We start from the raw sequence: 18,433 nt of genomic DNA on the forward strand, positions 1-18,433 counted from the left end.
ATTTTTAAGAGAAATGACACAACAAAAAACGCTAATGGGGGATGAAAAGTGAATCCAGAAAACAAGATGATGCTAATAGCATATGGAATATTTGCAATTGCGGGGATAATTAGTGGAATTATGGGAGCTTACGCTCCTCTGGGATGGATAATTGGCTGGATAATATACATTCTTACTCCAAAACTTTTACTTACCCTAGTTCCAGACTTGCCTGAAGAACTTAAAAACGAAAGAGTGCTACTTAGAAAAACATTCTGGAGCTTTTTCTTCTTCTGGCTATACTTTACAGGGCTTACATACACCCTTATAACTGATTATAAACCAGTAGCTTATTATGACAAAGCTCTTTACTACAACATAACGAAGGGATGAATTATGAATGTAGAAGAAATGAAAAAGGCCGTGGCAAGAGCAGCACTCGAGTTTATAGAAGATGACATGGTTGTTGGATTGGGAACAGGATCCACCACGGCATACTTTATAAGATATTTGGGAGAGATGATAGAAAAAGGAAAATTTGAAGATATTTATGGAGTACCTACCTCCTATCAAGCAAAAATTCTTGCTATGGAAAGTGGAGTGCCAGTTCTTTCATTGGATCAAGTGGATGCAATAGATATCGCAGTAGATGGAGCTGATGAAGTAGATCCAAACCTTAACCTAATTAAAGGGAGAGGAGCTGCCCTCACAATGGAGAAAATAATCGAGTATAGAGCCGGAACATTCATCGTGCTAGTTGATGAGTCAAAGCTTGTTGATTATCTTTGCCAGAAAATGCCAGTTCCAATTGAAGTTATCCCAGTCGCATGGAAGGCAATCCTAGAAGAACTAAGCATATTCAATGCAAAGGCTGAGCTCAGAATGGGGGTTAAAAAGGATGGCCCAGTTGTTACTGAAAATGGGAACTTTATCATAGATGCAAAATTTCCAAGAATAGATGATCCTCTTGACATGGAAATCGAACTTAACACTATTCCAGGAGTAGTTGAAAATGGAATTTTTGCTGATATAGCGGACATAGTTCTTGTAGGGACAAAAGAAGGTGTAAAAAGGCTAGAAAGGTAAAATGTTAGAAAAACTTTTTTCTTTAGGTTATTCTAAAACTTTTGCAGAAAGATACTATCAACTTTGGGGTGAAAGAGCTATAAGAATAGCTGAAGCTATGGAGAAACCTTTGCCCAGGTGTTTTAGAGTCAACACACTTAAGGGGACTATTTCAGAGATAACTAAGAGGTTAATGAAGAAGGGATTTCAGTTCACAAGAGTCCCCTGGGCAAGAGAGGGATTTTGCCTAACTCGTGAACCCTTCTCAATAACATCCACCCCCGAATATCTAACTGGCCTCATTTACATTCAAGAAGCAAGCTCAATGTATCCCCCAGTTGCTCTGGATCCAAAACCAGGAGAAATAGTTGCAGACATGGCCGCAGCTCCAGGAGGAAAAACTAGTTATATGGCCCAGCTAATGGAAAATAAGGGATTAATCTTTGCCTTTGATGTGGATGAGGATAGGCTAAAAGAAACAAGGCTTAACCTCTCCAGGTTAGGGGTTTTAAACACAATCCTTATTCATAAGTCTTCCCTGTATATAGATGAGCTTAACATGGTCTTTGACAAAATTCTTCTCGATGCCCCCTGTACCGGTTCTGGAACAATCCACAAAAATCCCGAAAGAAAGTACAATAGAACGTTAGAAGATATAAAATTCTGCCAAGGCCTTCAAATGAAGATGATAGAAAAAGCTCTTGAAGTTCTGAAACCCGGGGGAATTTTAGTATATTCTACATGTTCATTAGAGCCAGAAGAAAATGAATTCGTAATTCAATGGGCCTTGGATAACTTTGATATAGAACTCCTCCCCTTGAAGTATGGAGAACCTGCTTTGGTGAATCCCTTTGGAATTGAACTCAGCCCAGAAATAAAAAAGGCGAGAAGGTTTTATCCTGATACTCACAAAACAAGTGGATTTTTCATAGCTAAAATTAGAAAGAGAAGCTAGAGAAATGCATGTCTATGCTTTGTGAGCCCATACAAGCCATAAGCCAACAAAATGAAGTCTATTATGGAGAGAATTATCACAATATATGCATAAACAATTATAAATGTTTCACTTTTGCCCAAATATTCAGCGGCTGTTCTTATAGCTTCTGGATCGCTCAAAACTCCATAAAACATCCTAATTAGCATTGGACTCTGAATTATCGGTATTGGAGCAACTGCATAAGCCAGCATTAAACCTGTATATCCTCTCCTTTGCAAGCTTAGCATTGAGAGAATTGCAGGAATTGCCAAGATTAATGCAGTTACTGCCAGTTCGGGCCTTGTAGAGAGTCCGGCTAGTACAAAATAAAGTGCCATTCCAAATATAAAAAATCTGTAAGCTCTTTTGAGCTTTCTTAACATCGTTGGTTTAAAGTCATAAAATGCCGTTTTAGAATATAAATTCATTTTCTCTACAGCTTTAATGTATTCTCTCTCCCCCATTTTCTCTATTGCCTTATCGTTGGTATTGTTTTTTATCTCTACAGATCTCTTTCTCAAAAATTCTGCCATTTGAACGTTGTCATTCTCTACTTCTCTACTCAACTTGAAAAAGTTCTCTGAGGCTTCTTTTAGCAGAGAAATCAGCTTTCTCTTTCTTTTCTCTTCAAAAACTTTGACCTTTTCAAGTTTTTCTGCAGTTTTAAGTAGATTTTCAGAGATTTCTTTAAGAATCTCTGGACTCTTCACAAATGCACCCCCAAATAAAAAAGGAGGAGAAAACTAAAAAGCCTTTAGGCTTTTGCCTGTTCAGCCTTCATAAGTTTACTTATGCTCCAGCCCATCATAATGAAGATTATTAGCCATGCAAGGATCATGTAAACAGCCCACATTTTCTTCACCTCACACTTTGATGATAACTTCATTCTTTGCTAGTTCTTCTCCGTACTTCTTCTTAATTGCATAGTAGGTTTCGATTGCACCAATAAGTAGCATTGCCACTATTGCGATCTTTGCTGGGGCTTCTAAAGTTTTTGAGACTAAATCCGTAAATGTTCCAAACAGTGGAAGAGCTATGAATATTGGAGCTATTATCACGGTAATCCACTTATAGATTGTTGGAACGTTGATGTACGCTCCCTCATGGAGCTCTCTCCAGAAGTTGTCAGGTTTGAATAGCCATACTCCAACTATTATGTCAAACAGTGCAAGTAGTGCTAACTGGAAGCTTATCCATGCATCTACCTGGTCAAGATAACCATCAATGTATACCACAGGGAGTCCAAGGAGGAAGTATATGACAAACACTATCCAAGTTCCTACCTTTCTTGATACTCCTAGATCTTCCTCTAGTAAAGCTGTTAGATAGTTGTACATGGCTATCGCCGAAGTAAATCCTGCGAACCAGAGTAGTAGGAACCATAAAGCTCCGAAGAATCTACCTGCAGTTCCCATTTGGACGAATATGTTTGGAAGGCTTGTGTATGAGAATCCAAGTCCAAAGTTTTCTGAAATCCATGCCAAAGCTGCACTGCTACCTTGGGCAAGAACTTCTTCTGGTACAATCTTTGGAGCATAAGCTACTGCTAGGGGGACGGCAATTGAACCACCGAGAACAACCTCTGCAAACTCGTTAAGTGAAACCGTGGCCAATCCAGAGAGAGCAACGTCATCCTTCGGACCGAGATATGAAGCATAGTTCTGGATAATACCTCCTCCAAGAGAGAGAGTGAAGAATATCTGCCCACTTGCTGCAAGCATGACTTCCCATAGGTGATCCTTTAGATAACCCCAATTTGGTGACCAGATAAACTCAAATCCCTTAATTGTGGACCAGTTGGGATCTCCCAGGGGTGATCCTAATGCAAAGACATAGATAACTAAAATGATTGCGAATATGTACAATAGTGGCATCATTACCTTGATCCATCTCTCAATTCCCTTGCTTACACCTTGGCCAACTGCTATTGCTAGTAAGACCACAGTAATGCCCCAGAATAAGAACACCAGTCCATGGTTACTGAGGTAGCTAGCAAAGAACTCTGCCGTATTCTCCACATTGAAATAAGCTCCACTAATGCTAAACCATGAGTAAGCTGCCGACCATCCAATTAGGTGAAGGTAATAGCTGTTAAGTAGAGTTGTTGTTGCAAATGCTAGAGCTCCACCAATGAGACCGAAGAATAGTGCACCTTTTGGTTTTAGTGTTTCTCTCGCCATTAGATAGAAGGTTGGACCCAATGTTCCATGACCATATTTACCTCCATATCTTCCCTGCACCCACTCTACCCACATCACTGGAATTCCAAGGAAGAACAGTGCCAAGAAGTAAGGAACCATGAATGCTCCTCCACCGTTCCCAGCAACCTGGGTCGGGAATCTAACGAAATTTCCTAGACCAATGGCACTTCCTGCCATCGCTAAAATAAGTCCAATTTTTGTTGCCCACTTATCTCTTTGCTCCATTCATGCCCACCTCCGGGAGTTTACAAATATATCTCCTATTTTCACCAATATATAAACTTTCCCCAGCGCAATTGTCGAAAAATGACAAAATTGTGGTTTTACAATCTTGTAAATCATAAAATATAGGTTTATAACCCCCAGGATTATATTTTATCCCGGTGAAATGTCATGGCACTTAGTGATAAACTTGACTTAGTCAATCTTTCTGAGATTAGGAAACTCTTTGATTTGGCTGCAGGTATGAAGGATGTAATCTCATTAGGAATTGGAGAGCCAGACTTTGACACTCCAACTCATATAAAGGAGTATGCAAAGGAAGGCCTTGACAAGGGTTTGACGCATTATGGCCCCAACGTTGGATTGCCCGAACTTAGAGAGGCTATAGCAGAGAAGTTAAAGAAGCAGAATGGGATTGAAGCAGATCCAAACAGTGAAATAATGGTACTAGTTGGGGCAAATCAAGCCTTTCTAATGAGCTTAGCAACCTTCCTAAAGGATGGAGAAGAGGTATTGATCCCAAGTCCAATGTTCGTCAGTTATGCCCCAGCAGTAATCTTAGCAGGTGGAAAGCCAGTGGAAGTTCCCACGTATGAGGAGAACGAGTTTAGGATAAATGTCGATGATCTGAAAAAGTATGTTACCAATAAAACAAGAGCTATTATCATAAATACTCCAAACAATCCAACAGGGGCCGTTCTAACAAAGAAAGACCTCGAAGAAATAGCTGACTTTGCAAATGAGCATGATCTAATGATAATAAGCGATGAAGTTTATGAACACTTCATATATGACGGAGCTAAGCATTACAGTATAGCAGCCTTGGATGGAATGTTTGGGAGAACAATAACAGTTAATGGCTTCTCAAAAACGTTTGCAATGACCGGATGGAGACTTGGCTTTGTAGTAGCGCCTTCCTGGGTAATTGAAAAGATGGTAAAGTTCCAAATGTACAACGCAACGTGTCCAGTAACCTTTATACAATACGCAGCAGCCAAAGCACTAAGAGACGAGAGAAGCTGGAAGGCAGTTGAGGAAATGAGAAAGGAATATGAGAGGAGAAGGAATCTAGTGTGGAAAAGACTTAATGAAATGGGACTGCCCACAGTTAAACCTAAAGGAGCATTTTACATCTTTCCAAGAATCAAGGACACTGGATTGAGTAGCAAGGAGTTCAGCGAACTAATGCTGATGGAGGCAAAGGTGGCTGTTGTCCCAGGAAGCGCCTTTGGAAGAGCTGGGGAAGGATACATAAGAATAAGCTATGCAACGGCATATGAAAAGTTAGAAGAAGCAATGAATAGAATGGAAAAAGTTCTAAAGGAGAAAAAGCTCATCTGAGATCCCGAGTAAGAAATCTAACGTACGCTATCGAAAAAGGAAACAGAAGTTCAATTATTAGTATTGCCAAGTTGTTTATCCCATAGCTAAGGCTGTCGACCAAAGGAAGGTACTCATAGTAGCCCTCCTCACCAGCAAATGTATACAACATTAGCTGAGCAAAATGCATCACGGGATTCAGATAGCTAATTCTCCTTTCCCATGCATCCTTTTTTTCTTGCCACTCCCTATACAAATCATAGCAGTGCTCAGTTGTTGTTTCTGTTGTTACAACTTGTTGCCCATTAATTTCCACAGTCCTCGTTACCATTATAGGATGACACTCGGGAGGATCTCCCACTATGGACTCTGCGATATTACCTGCTACTATTGGATATATTATAACAAAGAATATCACGAGACCAACTGAAATCAGAAGGGCAGTCTCTGGACTCTTTATTAGTGTTGAGATCATAATTCCAAAGCTCAAAAAGACAAGTGTATAAGTTAGTATAAACACCGAAAGCACGAAAAGCCTTGCAACTGAAAATCCTTCTACGGGAATTCCAAAGATTAGAGATAGTGCTAGGGTAAATATAAACCCGACAAATATTACAATCAGGAGAGCTATGGCGTTTCCCAAAAACTTGCCATTTATTACCTGATCCCTATAAACTGGATGACCAAGGAGAACCTTAATTGTTCCCTCCTTAATCTCTCTGTTTATTGAATCTGCACCCAAGAGTATTCCCAGGAGGCCACCAAAAAATACCCAAAGATTGGAGTTTGTCATAAATATTTGGGAAATTGGTGTCATGTAGACCCATCCGCTAGCCCCCATAATGCTCTGATGAACTACACCAACCTCTTCCCCAACCCATTCTTTTGAAAAATAAATTGCAAGGCCAAGAAAAATTAAATAAACGGAGAGCAAGATTATGAATCTCTTCGTTTTAACTGCTGTATAAAGTTCCTTTAATGCTATGTTAAGTTCAGCCTCCATAGATTATCTCCTCCCAACCCTTCTTATCATGATAATTACTACAAGGAATGCGACTATCAAGAGTGCTAGGCCAATGTAAGCTGAGGTTGATCTTTGCCTTACAACGACTCTAAGAGTGTCTTGCCATTCCTGTTGGTCGGAGGTGACCTTAATGGTAACCCTGTATTCTCCAGCAGGTGTTCCTTCTGGAACCTTTACTTTTAAAGTTGAAGTAAAGCGATCCTTTGGAGCCACCATCGGCGCTGAATCTGGATCAACTTCAACTTTCCATCCTTGAGGCGCTGAAACTTCTATCTTAACATTGGTTACAGGTGCGTTTCCATAATTAACGACCTCTATTTCGGTGGTTTTCTCTTCTCCAGCAGTTATGCTAAGGCGATAATTCATTAAGTTGACGTACATTTCATAAGTGCCAATTAAGTGAACAGTAATTGGTATTTCCTCTTTTGTTCCACTGCTAATGCTCTCCACTATAATAGTCAAGTTATAGTCTCCTGGAAGTGCATTCAAAGAAGGATAGACGCTTAAGTAGACATTCTTTGATTGTCCTGGGTCTACTTCAACTTTGTTCACCTCAAGATTACTATCTGGACTTAGAGTAAACATTGCATTCCAATTTTCTGGAAGGCCCCTTACTGAGAGTCTGTACTCATCGCTATTTTTACCAAGATTCTCAATTGTTATCAGGAATGGAGGATTTGGAGTTCCCAGAAGAATCGAATATACGTCAGATTCTGTGTCTACTGCAAAATAGTAAGGTTTCCTCGAAAGGATTATCTTAACGTCCTTAACTTCTCCATCTTCAACTTCTACTTTTTTCGAAGCTTTTTCATACCCCTCTTTTTCCACATAAATTTCATATTCCCCAGGTTTAATCGAGATTTCTGCCTTTCCACTTGAATCCGTTCCCATCTCCTTATCCCCAACAATGACTTTTGCTTTGGGAACTGGATTACCTTCTTCATCTATGATTAGGATGTTAAGTGTGGCATTTTCCCCCTTGTATGTCTTATAGATGTTGACAAAGAACGTTACAACTTTTGTTTCTGAGTATTCATTTCCGCTAATTGATAACGTTACAGGAATTTCATACCTCCCAAGATCGGCTCCTCTTGGAACATCCAAACTTATTTCAAGGGTCTTCGAGTCTTCTTCACTTAGGTGAATCATGCTAACTCTGCTTCCCATATATAGGCTATGGGCATCCCACCCTTCAGGGACCCCTATCTCTACACTCACATTGGCTTCGATCGTACTTTGTATTACAAGGGGGAATTTAATCTCCTCTCCAGCCTCTGCATCCTGGGAAATTATTGAAGTAATAACCTCGACTTTTCCTTTTCTAGTTTCTCCTTTTACATCGATAACTACTCTGTGAACTTCTGAATTAACCTTGAACTCAATTATTTCTCTTCCACTGTACTCCTCTGGAATTTGAACATTCAGTGTTAAGGTTACAGCAGACTTTTTTGGAATTTCAATGCTCCTTACTGCAATTCCCTGATAAAGAAATTCTGCACTCCAATCTTTGGGAATTCTTAAGAATTCTAAGGAGATTACGGTGGAGTTATCTCCTCTATTTTCAATAACTATTGGAAAACTTAGAACGTCTCCTGGTTTAGCGACAACTTCCTTGTAGGGAAAAGAAACACTAATTTCGAATGTTTTTTCCCCTTTAACAGTAACTTGAGGTAGTTCATAAATCACTAGGCTTTTTCCAGTGAACTCTAATATATACTTGTCTACCTTAACTGACTCGTTAGCTTTTATGTAAAATACTGATGTACCGCGCTCAATTGTAATTTCTGTAGAGTTTACTTCCAGTACCTCAAAGTTTTTAACAAAGCTACCTTTTTCCACCTTGTATTCTTCTCCTATGGCTTTCCATAGAACTACAATAAATAATCCTTTTTCTGCATCATAACTCCCACAAGAGACAATTAGATTTCCTGTTTCAACTTCTGCACCAAAGTCAGCTTTCAATATCTCTTTTATTGAGTTGTTGGCTTCAATAATTACATAAGGACTGCCGTCAATCCCAAACTCGATTCTAATTAGGTACTCATTAATCTGCAGTTTCTGATCTTCTTTAAGATGTCCAGAGAAAACACTAACCTTCTTGACGTATTCTTGTGCCCCAAATACTGGAAGTGCAGAGAGTAGGAAAAGCAACACCATGGCAAAAGCAAAAAACCTTTTCATTCTTCGTCCCCCCTCTTATAAATTGTTCTTAAGAACACGTCCTCCAAACTTGGCTCCTCTACTTCAAGGCTTAAAATTGTGATATTTCTCTTCTGTAGTTCCTCACTAATATCTTCTCTAATGTCGGATTTTGCAAATATTATTGCCTTGTTTTCGGACAATTTTTCAATCCTAATAATTTCTGGGTGAACGATCTCTGGTATAGGTTGTTTAGTTTCCACCTTAATCTCATATCCTTCAAGCTCCATAAACTGCTTTTTAATTTCTTCAAGGGTTCCAACAGTTCTTAGTTTTCCCTTTACAATTATGCCCACTTCATCTGCAAGCTCCTCAACCTCGCTTAACACATGTGAAGAGAAGAATATAGTCTTCCCAGCTTTTTTCTGTTCCCTTATTATACTCTTTACAAGATATGCTCCTTCAGGATCCAAGCCGCTCGTAGGTTCATCAAGTATCAATAGATCTGGATCATTAATCAATGCCTGAGCTAAGAGGAGCCTCTGCTTCATTCCTTTGGAAAATGTCTTAACCCTTCTAAATCTCACATCCCACAGACCGACAAGTTTTAAGAGTTCCTCTATTCTCTTTTCTTTTTCTTGCCTAGACATCTTGTAAAAATTGGCAAAAAATTCGAGGTTTCTCCATGCTGTTAGTTCTTCATAAAGCGTTGCATTCTCAGGCAAAAAACCAAGCCGCTCTTTGGCCTTTATGGGTTCTTTAAATATATCATATCCAAAAATTTTTATGGAACCGCTATTTGGAACTATCAGCCCAAGCATGCTAAGTATTGTCGTAGTTTTGCCAGCTCCATTTGGACCTAAAAATCCAAAGGCAATTCCCTCTTTCACGTTCAAGGTAAGACTATCTACTGCCTTAAACTTTCCATAACTTTTTGTTAAATTTTCAATCTCAATAACGTACATTTCTATCACCTCAGATCTAGCTTAATGAACTTTAGGTAGCTTAGGAATAGGGAAATAAACAATGTAACTATTATCGGAATTAAGTCGGGGAGGCCTAGAATTATTCCCTCGATAATGCTTCTATCCTCAACTATGCTAACACTTTCTTCACTTCCCCCTAAAAATGTCAAACTTCCTAAGATATCCTCTTCAGCTTTTGAACCATATATAAAGCCACATACTTCCCCAAAATCTGTGGGGAGAGATAAAATGATGATTTTAGAATAAGTTGAATAATACCTGTTTATCCACTCCTGAAACTCTCTGTTTTGAGTAAAAACAGGCGTATTGTTCTCGTATTCAACGATTAAGCTTGGTGGCGTTCCTGCTGTAGCAAAGGCCACTATTGAGGCAACTATCGGGATTACAAAGACAAATATTATGAAAACAAATATCCCAGCAAGCAGACTATTAGTTGGATTTCTCATTATTACCGATAGAAGAATACCTAATGCGTAAAGTGCCACTCCATAGAGTATTGTAATTGGATAAATTGCGAGAAGCCTGCTGATATCATATCCAGTTACTCCAGCACCAAATACGAGCGCAATTCCTATCATAAAGACATAAAAGAGTCCCACGGTTACAGCAATAGTTATAGCCCCTCCCAGAAGTTTTCCAAAGATTATCGTGTCCCTATAAATAGGCTTAGCTCCAAGAACTTTAATTGTGCCTTGTTTTATCTCAGAATTTATAGCTGTTGAAGCCAAGAGAAGGGAAAGTAACGTTACACCATAAACGTAAGCAGTGGAAAATGACGTGAGGAAGAGTTGCTGAAATGGAGTCTTGAACTCAAAGCCAAGTGTGTTCATTATTGAGTTCAGCTGACTTATGAATACCACTGCAATTACTAAAAATATTCCTAAAATAACGTAGAATCTTTTTGTTCTAATGCTTATCTCGAATTCTTTAATCGCTATATTCAGTACTGACACATTATCACCCACTCTCAAAAAATTACACACATACTTAAAAATTTTTTGACATTGAAATTATTCCACAGCATCACTCCTAGGATAATATAACTAATGATCTTTCATGAGCCTGCTATCAAAAAAGAAGCTAAAAACTAAAAGAAAGAAGATTTCAACCCATTTGAAGAGCAACAGTTCTTAATTCTCCCCTTTCAAATCTGTGAGGATCGTACCACTCTACTGGAAGTTCTGTCTTACCTTTTGTGATTAAATCAGCAACCATCTCAGCTACCGCTGGAGCCATCATAAATCCATGCCCTGAAAATCCTGCAGCGATGTAATAATCACTTACACCTTCAACTTTCCCGATAGCTGGGTTACTGTCGGGAGTTTTTGCGTAATAACCTGCCCAGGTTCTTAGGATTAGTAGATTCTTTAGAGCTGGTATTATCTTTGAGAAATAGTAGCTAACTTCTCTTAGAAACTCATAAGTTGGAGTCAAGTCATATGTTGGCCCCACTTCATAACCAACTCCTCCTATAATCCCTCCATGCGCAGTTTGTGTTAAATAAGCGTGACCATACTTGAAAGATATGACCATCGGCTTTATAGTTCCTCTTTTAATCGGTTGGGTTATCACTGCTTGATGCTTGTAGGGCTCAATTGGAATGGAAGTTTTAATACCAGCCATAGCATTTATCAACTTTGCCCATGCATTAGTTGCGTTTACAACAATCCCCGTCTTTATTACCCCTCTATTTGTTTTTACTCCCTTAATCTCATTATTTTCGATGATAAATCCCTTTACCTCCGTGTATTCAAGTATTTTTGCACCATACTCCTTTGCCTTAAGTGCAAAGGCCGTTGTAGAGTGAAACGGATCTGCTTTTCCATCCGTTGGATTCCACGAAGCTGCGATTACTTCGCTTATATCCAAGAGTGGAACTATCTCCTTCGCCTCTTCTGGGGTTATCAACCTAGTAGGAACTCCAAATTTGTTCTGGATCTTTATGTTTTGCTTAAATATCTCAACTTCCTCATCATCATACAATAAGAAGAGGTAACCTGTTTGCTCGAACTTAAAACCATATTCTTCACTGTACTTCTTCCAAAGCTCTACAGAGCGCTTCATAACTTGAACGTTTGCTTCATCGTTAAATTGCTGTCTAATTCCCGTTCCACATCTAAAAGTTGAGCCAGAACCAATGAACCTCTTCTCAACGAGGGTAACTTCTTCTCCTCTCTTAGCGAGCTCATGAGCTATCGTAACTCCAACAATACCCCCACCAATCACGACAATTTCACTTTTTTCTGGAATCATCCCTCTCACCTCCTAGATAGAATTCCTAACTTTACGGTTTTTATTGGGGGCCTTGCCACAGGTAGGTCTATTTCACCTAGCTTAATTCCCGTAACCTGGGAAACAACTGCTGCCCCATTGAAGAGGCAGAAACGTCCCTGGCAAAAGCCCATAGCTAGATGGGTTAACCTTTTAATTATTTGAAGATCTGTTATGCCCTTTTCGACTACATCATATACCTTTCTTAAGGAGACATCACATCCACATATCTGGACGTCATCCAAGTTCAGCTTGTTTATTGGGATTTTTGGCACAGGAAGAGCTTCAGGTTCAAATTCCTTAAGCTTTTCTTTGTATATGCATGGTTCTGAATCTATTCCAAATTCCCTAAGAATATATGCTCCAACTAGCCTTCCTTCCAGGTAATTTGTATAGTGGGGCTTTATCGTCACTGCACTGCCTGCTACATATACCCCCTCTCTAATCTGGTTATATTCATTTACAACGGGCCTATAATATCCCCTCCTAAAGTGTAATTTTCCTCCTGCCTGGGTAATGGGATTTATGTCAGGCCTTTTACCATCAGCAAATATTATTGCATCAACCTTGTACTCATTTCCATTGAAGTCAATAACCTTCTCAACCTTCTCTTTCCCTTCAACCCTTTTTACAGAGGGCACCTCTACGTAATCAATTCCCCATCTCTCGAGTTCATATATTACTTCCTCCGCCTTACTTCCAGTAACAGCTACATTCCAACCTGGAGCTACTTCCCAAACGTTCATTACCTCAAGCGCAAAATCACGCCTAAAGACCCCAGGCATGTCGTTGTTTTCAAAGAGCATTATGTTATCCACCGCACCAGTAGCTAAAACTACCCTTTTAGCCAGAAATTCTATTAGATTATTTCCTTTAGTTGCTGGAACTAGAAAGTATTCCCCTTTATCAAAAACTCCCAGGGCAACTGTGCCAAGATATACATTAGCTTTAACTTCTTTAGCGAGCTTATCAACGACTTTTCTTGAGCTTTCTTCAAAGCCCTCCGCTGTTGAAGTCTTTAAAAACATATCCCCACCTAACCAGCCTTTCTCCTCAACTAGTGCAACGTTTAGGTGTTCCTGCATCTCAAGAACAGCTCCCAGCCCTGCGGGGCCACCGCCAATTACTAAAACATCAACCACAACTTGTTTTACTTCTCCATCCTGTGGAAGTGGTTCTTCGTGAAAATCACCGTAGGTTTGTCTTTGCACTTTCATTCCATCTTTAACCTTTGTTTTCCTAGCATCGACACCCTTTACTCCATTTATGATCATTGGGACTGGACCAAAGGTAAATGCCCCCCTTTTTCTTCCTTCTAGGCTTGTTGTTAGCCAGTATATTCCATTGGCCAATAGTGCAACGGGCAATTTTTCTCCTTCATAGGCTTCCAGTTCCTTCCCTTCGAAATATATCCTAACTTTTTTCTTCTTCTTTTCCGTTAAGTCTAGTGGCCTCAAGTTTCTCACCTCTTTGAAATAATTTATTCCAAGCAAATATTTCGAGAAATGTCTTATAAAGAAATTGGAATATAATTAATGAAAATTTTTTCAATTTTAACGCTTCAGAAAGGCCTATAAAGGTTCGAAATATGAATAATCTAATGATAAAAGTGAAACTAAGGTGGTTAAAAATGCCCATAATTGGGTTTGCCGAAGTTAACGCCACTATTCACGAGATACCCTCTCTAATAATGGAGAACCTAAAAGAATTTGGAATTGAGGTTAGCTTTTATAGGCATCATTGGGCAGGAGATTTGCCTTTTGGACTGTTAATAATTGAGAGCAACAAAGGACCCCTAGCTATTAGGTGGCACTTTGGAAAGAAGTTCTCTTTAAGACTTGAAGAGGTTAGTGAAGAAGCATTTGAGGAGTTTGTTGAAGAGACTCTAGACTACCTAGGAGGTGATTAAAAGTGAGCGTTAAAGAAAAACTTAATTATGTAATTAAGGAATTCAATAGATTACATGGAAGTGAAGCACAGGCTGAAATCAAAGAAATAAAGGGAAAAGAAGTTATTATTGAATTCAAGGGTACTTTCTGTAAAACGTGTGGGCTCTATGATTATTTTGACGACATTAAATGGGAAGCCCTAGATTTCGGAATTAAAATTAGGCCTGTAGAAGTGTTAGAGAGTGAAGAGGACTTTGAAAAAGGTAGATATGTAGTTCGATACATTTTAGAAGATCAAGGCAGAGATTAGAGAGGGAGAAGAAAAATGTTCTCAGCTTGCATGAGAGACTGCTATGATACATGTGCAATTATAAGCGAGTTTAAGAACGGTAAACTAACTGTAAAAGGCAATCCGAAGCATCCAATAACAAGAGGATTTCTATGCCCAAAAGGAGCCTTGTTGCCAAAGTGGTTTCACTCTCCTGAAAGGTTAAAAACTCCCCTGATTAGAAAAGGGAAAAGAGGAGAGAACAACTTTGCAGAAGTTTCTTGGGAGGAAGCAATTAAACTTGTGGCCAAAAAGCTGAAAGAGACAATAGAAAAATTCGGAAGTGAGAGCATCCTTGTATACAGATACGCTGGAGATAGAGGAGTTGTTAACTACAACTTCCCACTGAGGTTATTTCACTATTTAAATGCAAGGACAATTGAAAGCGGAATTTGCGATAGAGCTGGTCAAGAGGCATTGAAAGATGTCTATGGAACAGCTGTTGGCCTTGATCCCGAAGAAATTCCCAATCATAAGTTAATTGTTTATTGGGGCATAAATGCATTTTGGACTAATCTCCATGGCTTTATGCTTGCCAAGAGGAACAACGTAGAAATTTGGACGGTTGATGTTATTAGAACTGAAACTGCAAAGAGGAGTTCTAAGTTCTTCCAAATTAAGCCAGACACTGATGTTTTATTTGCACTGGGTATCGCAAAAGTTATGATAGAGAATGGATGGTACGACAAAGAATTCGTGAAAGAAAACGTGTATGGATTTGAAGAATTCAAGAATTACATAAAAACATTATCCCTTGATTACATAAGTAAAGAAACAGGAATTGAGGTTGAGAAGATATTTGAATTTGCTCAGGAATTTTGGGAGAAGAGAGGGATAATTCACATAGGATATGGATTCCAAAGATCACTGGCTGGAGGAGAGGGTGTTAGAGCAGTCTCCCTTCTTCCAGCTCTTGTAGGCCACAAGTTTGGCTTCATTTATGACATGGTCACAATAGATAAGAGCTATGCTGAAGGAAAGTTCTTAAGAACAGAGCCAGAGAATCCTCTACCTCAAATGGAGCTCGCGGAAGCAATTGAGAGCGGAGAGATAAAATTCCTCTACATCTATAATTCAAATCCTTTGGCTAGTTATCCAAATCAGAACAGATTAAGGAGGGCTCTTGAAAATGCAGATATTTTCGTTGTTACCCACGACATCTTCATGACAGACACCGCTTTATACTCGGATGTAGTCTTACCTGCCAACACATTCTTTGAAAGATTTGACATAGTTGACTCCTATTATCATAGGTATGTGCTATTAAATGAGCCCGTGGCCAAAGGCCCTGGGAAAAGCAACAGTGAAGTAACGAGATTGCTTGCAAAGGAACTCGGTATTAATAACCCATATATATACGAAAATGACGAAGAAGTCGTTAAAAAAGTCCTGGAAATTAATGGTATTAGTTTTGAAGAGCTAAAAGAGAAAGGCTTCGTAAAAGTTCCCCAAAAGGAAAGAGTTTGGCCCACTCCCAGTGGAAAAATTGAGTTTTACTCCCAAAGAGCTGTAAAGAGAGGTCTGTCTCCTTTCCCCACTTACAAGAAGTTCAGAGGAAAATACCCCCTAAGGTTACTAAGCCCCACATATAGAATGACAATAACAAGCCAGTACCACAATACCTATGGGATAATAGATGAAAAAATTTACATGAATCCCAAGGATGCCCAGGAGAGGAAAATAAAAGATGGGGATAAAGTCATTGTTTTCAATGAATATGGAAGGGTAATAACAAGGGCAAAGATAACCGAGGACGTTCCAAGAGGAGTTGTTGTCATGTACAAAGCTTTCTGGCCTTCACTCCTTGGCTGGAACGTTAACTTCCTAACAACAGACAAAAAAGTAGAAGAGTATGGAAAGGCCTCAGCTTTCCACTCAACATGGGTTGATGTTACTCTATATAGTGAACCTGAGGAAGGGTAGTGATTTTCACTGGCTCTCCAAAAGCCCTGTCTCCAGCATCCCCCAATCCTGGGAGAATATAACCTTTATCATTTAATTCCCTGTCTATCTTGGCGACGAAAATTTCAACCTCCGGGAATTTTTCTTTTATTCTTGTAATTCCCTCTGGAGCAGCTAATACTCCAACAACTAATGTCCTCTTTGGAGTTCCGTATTTCTTAACTTCCTCAAGAACTCTTAGTAAAGTTGAGCCAGTTGCTATCATCGGATCAGCCACTATAACGGTATCCTCAGGAGTTATCTGGGGAATCTTAATGTAGTTCATCTCGATTTCGAACTTTGGAGGTTTTCCTCTAGCAGCTGAGACTATTCCAACTCTTGCATGCTCAAAAACTTTTATTAGTCCTTCCATAAATGGTATGGCCGCCCTCAGAACTGTTATTATTACCACATTCCTTCTATCTTTGACTATTATTCCCTCGGTTTCTTCCAATGGAGTCTCAACCTTAACCTTTTCTACGTCCATTGTCTTTGTGATCTCATACCCCATGTATCTTCCAAGCTTGACAAGGCCTTTTCTGAACTTTATACTGTCGGTGTCTTTGTCTCTAAGTTCCGTTAGTATTTCCATAATATAGGGAGAATCCTCAAAGGAATAAACTCCACCCCATCTCTTATCCTCAATCATATTATCACCTCAACACCTGCTCTAACACAATAGCCGTTATAGCTCCAACGGCCATTCCAGACTCCAATATGCTTGCAATTATTTGTGGGAAGTGTTCCAAGAACTCTGGTGGAAGCTGTGGAGCACCAAGTCCTGCAATTAAGGCCGTTGCTATTATTATTGTGTTCCTGTCATTTAGTTCTACTTTCTCCTTAATTAACCTTAGCCCTGTAACGCTAATCATTCCATAAAGGGCAAGGGTAAGACCTCCAAGCACTGGGGCAGGCATTGCAGCTAACAATCCCGCAAATTTTGGGAACAGAGAGATTACAATGAGTATAATCCCACCAACCTGGACAACGTATCTACTCGCAACTTTTGTAAGAGCCACTAGTCCTATGTTCTCTGAATAGCTTGTTGTTCCACATGCTCCCAATACTCCAGCAATTGAACATGCAATTCCTTCACTCATTATTCCCCTATTTATGTGCTTATTAGTTATGGGAGCCTCTGCAATAGCTGAGATTGCATGATAATCTCCAACGCTCTCTATAATGCTGACCATGAATGCAAAGAGCAGAGTTATAATTGCCCCCACATCAAATACTGGAGTTCCCCACGGGAATATCTTTGGAACACTGACAACTGGAAGCTCTTTTACTAGCTGAAAATCTGCTAATCCCAGGGGGATGCTGACTAAATATCCCACAAATGCTCCAACTATAACGGGCATTGCCCTTAATGTACCTCTGCTTTTTAGAGCAACGTACACAGTTGTTCCAAAGGTTATAAGAGCAACGATTGTTGCTCTTGGAATGCTCGCTCCAGATGGGTCGGCGAAGTAGTTAAAGAAATACTTTACCGATACGTGAGCCAGAGAGAATCCTATAAGCATTATTGTAACTCCTGTAACTACGGGCGTAAAGAGCTTTTTGATTTTCCCTACTATTCCCAGCCCACCAACTAGAGCCTCTATTATTCCGCCAACTATTAGGGCTCCCTGGGTAGCGGCCATTCCAAGGCTCTTCCCTATGCTTATCAAACCTGGGATAAATGCAAAGCTTGAACCTTGGACTATTGGATACCTCGAACCAATTGTGGTTTGGAGAATCGTTGCAATTCCCATTGCCAACAAAACGGCCTGGATCATGGTTGCTATCTCTCTTGTCGAAAGCCCTACTGTGGTTCCAACTACTAGTGGAACTGTAACTGTTGCTCCAAACATTGCAAGGACGTGCTGAAGCCCAAAGAGAATAGCTCTTTTTGGTTCAACTTTCTCATCTATTTTAACCTTAATGTCAGGACCCATTAAAGCCCGCTCAAAGTGTGTTAGAAAACCTTTAAAAAACTTTCTTTTAGTGCTTTGATACTGTTAGGATAAGCGGTAGATACTGTCAGGATAACTGGGGCATCACCTCTTGAAGCCACTCAGTCACATCACCAGGCGGACAACCAAACCGAGAA

At 39.6% G+C, this 18,433-nt stretch carries 17 protein-coding genes; 7 read left to right on the forward strand and 10 right to left on the reverse strand.

Annotation, left to right across the window (positions count from 1 at the left end):
• Positions 1 to 48 precede the first annotated feature (48 nt).
• From PWP39_RS01905 to PWP39_RS01915, 3 genes are read left to right on the forward strand one after another with little or no spacing between them, the layout of a single operon-like run.
• Entirely contained in the window at positions 49 to 372 is a 324-nt protein-coding gene (locus PWP39_RS01905) for a hypothetical protein (protein WP_288072230.1), read from the forward strand.
• Positions 373 to 375: 3 nt separating this feature from the next.
• On the forward strand, positions 376 to 1,065 hold the full coding sequence (gene rpiA / locus PWP39_RS01910) for a ribose-5-phosphate isomerase RpiA (RefSeq protein ID WP_288072232.1): 690 nt from the start codon (positions 376 to 378) through the stop codon (positions 1,063 to 1,065).
• Position 1,066: 1 nt separating this feature from the next.
• Positions 1,067 to 1,999, forward strand: a complete 933-nt coding sequence (locus PWP39_RS01915) for an RsmB/NOP family class I SAM-dependent RNA methyltransferase (RefSeq protein ID WP_288072234.1) — start codon at positions 1,067 to 1,069, stop codon at positions 1,997 to 1,999.
• Here the strand turns inward: PWP39_RS01915 and PWP39_RS01920 are convergent.
• Both PWP39_RS01920 and PWP39_RS01925 read right to left on the reverse strand, forming a co-directional pair.
• A complete protein-coding gene (locus PWP39_RS01920; protein WP_288072235.1) occupies positions 1,996 to 2,730 on the reverse strand; it encodes an alkaline-shock protein in 735 nt (244 codons plus the stop codon). The two genes, PWP39_RS01915 and PWP39_RS01920, sit on opposite strands and share 4 nt — an antisense overlap.
• A gap of 153 nt (positions 2,731 to 2,883) precedes the next feature.
• The gene (locus PWP39_RS01925; protein WP_288072237.1) at positions 2,884 to 4,446 is read right to left on the reverse strand and encodes a sodium:neurotransmitter symporter family protein; all 1,563 of its coding nucleotides are present in this window, start codon (positions 4,444 to 4,446) and stop codon (positions 2,884 to 2,886) included.
• A gap of 168 nt (positions 4,447 to 4,614) precedes the next feature.
• On the opposite strand from PWP39_RS01925, the gene PWP39_RS01930 reads away from it, so the two are divergent.
• The gene (locus PWP39_RS01930; RefSeq protein ID WP_288072239.1) at positions 4,615 to 5,784 is read left to right on the forward strand and encodes a pyridoxal phosphate-dependent aminotransferase; all 1,170 of its coding nucleotides are present in this window, start codon (positions 4,615 to 4,617) and stop codon (positions 5,782 to 5,784) included.
• Here the strand turns inward: PWP39_RS01930 and PWP39_RS01935 are convergent.
• The 6 genes from PWP39_RS01935 to PWP39_RS01960 all read right to left on the reverse strand — a co-directional run bounded on the left by PWP39_RS01935 (position 5,777) and on the right by PWP39_RS01960 (position 13,640).
• Positions 5,777 to 6,766 (reverse strand): ABC transporter permease, encoded by a 990-nt coding sequence (locus PWP39_RS01935; protein WP_011012396.1) that lies wholly within the window; start codon positions 6,764 to 6,766, stop codon positions 5,777 to 5,779. The genes PWP39_RS01930 and PWP39_RS01935 overlap by 8 nt on opposite strands.
• A 3-nt stretch (positions 6,767 to 6,769) precedes the next feature.
• Complete coding sequence (locus PWP39_RS01940) at positions 6,770 to 8,968, reverse strand: NEW3 domain-containing protein (RefSeq protein WP_149586329.1); 2,199 nt, start codon at positions 8,966 to 8,968, stop codon at positions 6,770 to 6,772.
• Positions 8,965 to 9,891, reverse strand: a complete 927-nt coding sequence (locus PWP39_RS01945) for an ABC transporter ATP-binding protein (protein ID WP_011012393.1) — start codon at positions 9,889 to 9,891, stop codon at positions 8,965 to 8,967. The genes PWP39_RS01940 and PWP39_RS01945 overlap by 4 nt, the downstream gene beginning before the upstream one ends.
• A 5-nt stretch (positions 9,892 to 9,896) precedes the next feature.
• A complete protein-coding gene (locus tag PWP39_RS01950) occupies positions 9,897 to 10,865 on the reverse strand; it encodes an ABC transporter permease (protein ID WP_288072240.1) in 969 nt (322 codons plus the stop codon).
• A gap of 151 nt (positions 10,866 to 11,016) precedes the next feature.
• Entirely contained in the window at positions 11,017 to 12,165 is a 1,149-nt protein-coding gene (locus PWP39_RS01955) for an NAD(P)/FAD-dependent oxidoreductase (protein ID WP_011012389.1), read from the reverse strand.
• A 5-nt stretch (positions 12,166 to 12,170) separates the two neighbouring features.
• Positions 12,171 to 13,640 carry an FAD-dependent oxidoreductase gene (locus tag PWP39_RS01960; RefSeq protein WP_014835364.1) on the reverse strand — a complete coding sequence of 490 codons (1,470 nt, stop codon included), beginning with the start codon at positions 13,638 to 13,640 and terminating at the stop codon, positions 12,171 to 12,173.
• A gap of 173 nt (positions 13,641 to 13,813) precedes the next feature.
• Between PWP39_RS01960 and PWP39_RS01965 the strand changes: the two genes are divergently transcribed.
• From PWP39_RS01965 to PWP39_RS01975, 3 genes are read left to right on the forward strand one after another with little or no spacing between them, the layout of a single operon-like run.
• On the forward strand, positions 13,814 to 14,092 hold the full coding sequence (locus tag PWP39_RS01965; RefSeq protein ID WP_014835363.1) for a hypothetical protein: 279 nt from the start codon (positions 13,814 to 13,816) through the stop codon (positions 14,090 to 14,092).
• 2 nt (positions 14,093 to 14,094) lie between these two features.
• Positions 14,095 to 14,382, forward strand: a complete 288-nt coding sequence (locus tag PWP39_RS01970; RefSeq protein WP_011012386.1) for a hypothetical protein — start codon at positions 14,095 to 14,097, stop codon at positions 14,380 to 14,382.
• 15 nt (positions 14,383 to 14,397) lie between these two features.
• Positions 14,398 to 16,323: a molybdopterin-dependent oxidoreductase gene (locus PWP39_RS01975; RefSeq protein ID WP_011012385.1), complete on the forward strand. Its 1,926-nt coding sequence runs from the start codon at positions 14,398 to 14,400 to the stop codon at positions 16,321 to 16,323.
• Here PWP39_RS01975 and upp read toward each other — a convergent pair.
• Positions 16,292 to 16,990: a uracil phosphoribosyltransferase gene (upp, locus tag PWP39_RS01980; protein ID WP_011012384.1), complete on the reverse strand. Its 699-nt coding sequence runs from the start codon at positions 16,988 to 16,990 to the stop codon at positions 16,292 to 16,294. The genes PWP39_RS01975 and upp overlap by 32 nt on opposite strands.
• 4 nt (positions 16,991 to 16,994) lie before the next feature.
• Positions 16,995 to 18,278 (reverse strand): uracil-xanthine permease family protein, encoded by a 1,284-nt coding sequence (locus tag PWP39_RS01985; RefSeq protein WP_011012383.1) that lies wholly within the window; start codon positions 18,276 to 18,278, stop codon positions 16,995 to 16,997.
• Between the last annotated feature and the right edge of the window lie 155 nt (positions 18,279 to 18,433).

The sequence above is a fragment of the Pyrococcus sp. genome, assembly GCF_030153625.1.
GTDB lineage: Archaea > Methanobacteriota_B > Thermococci > Thermococcales > Thermococcaceae > Pyrococcus > Pyrococcus furiosus.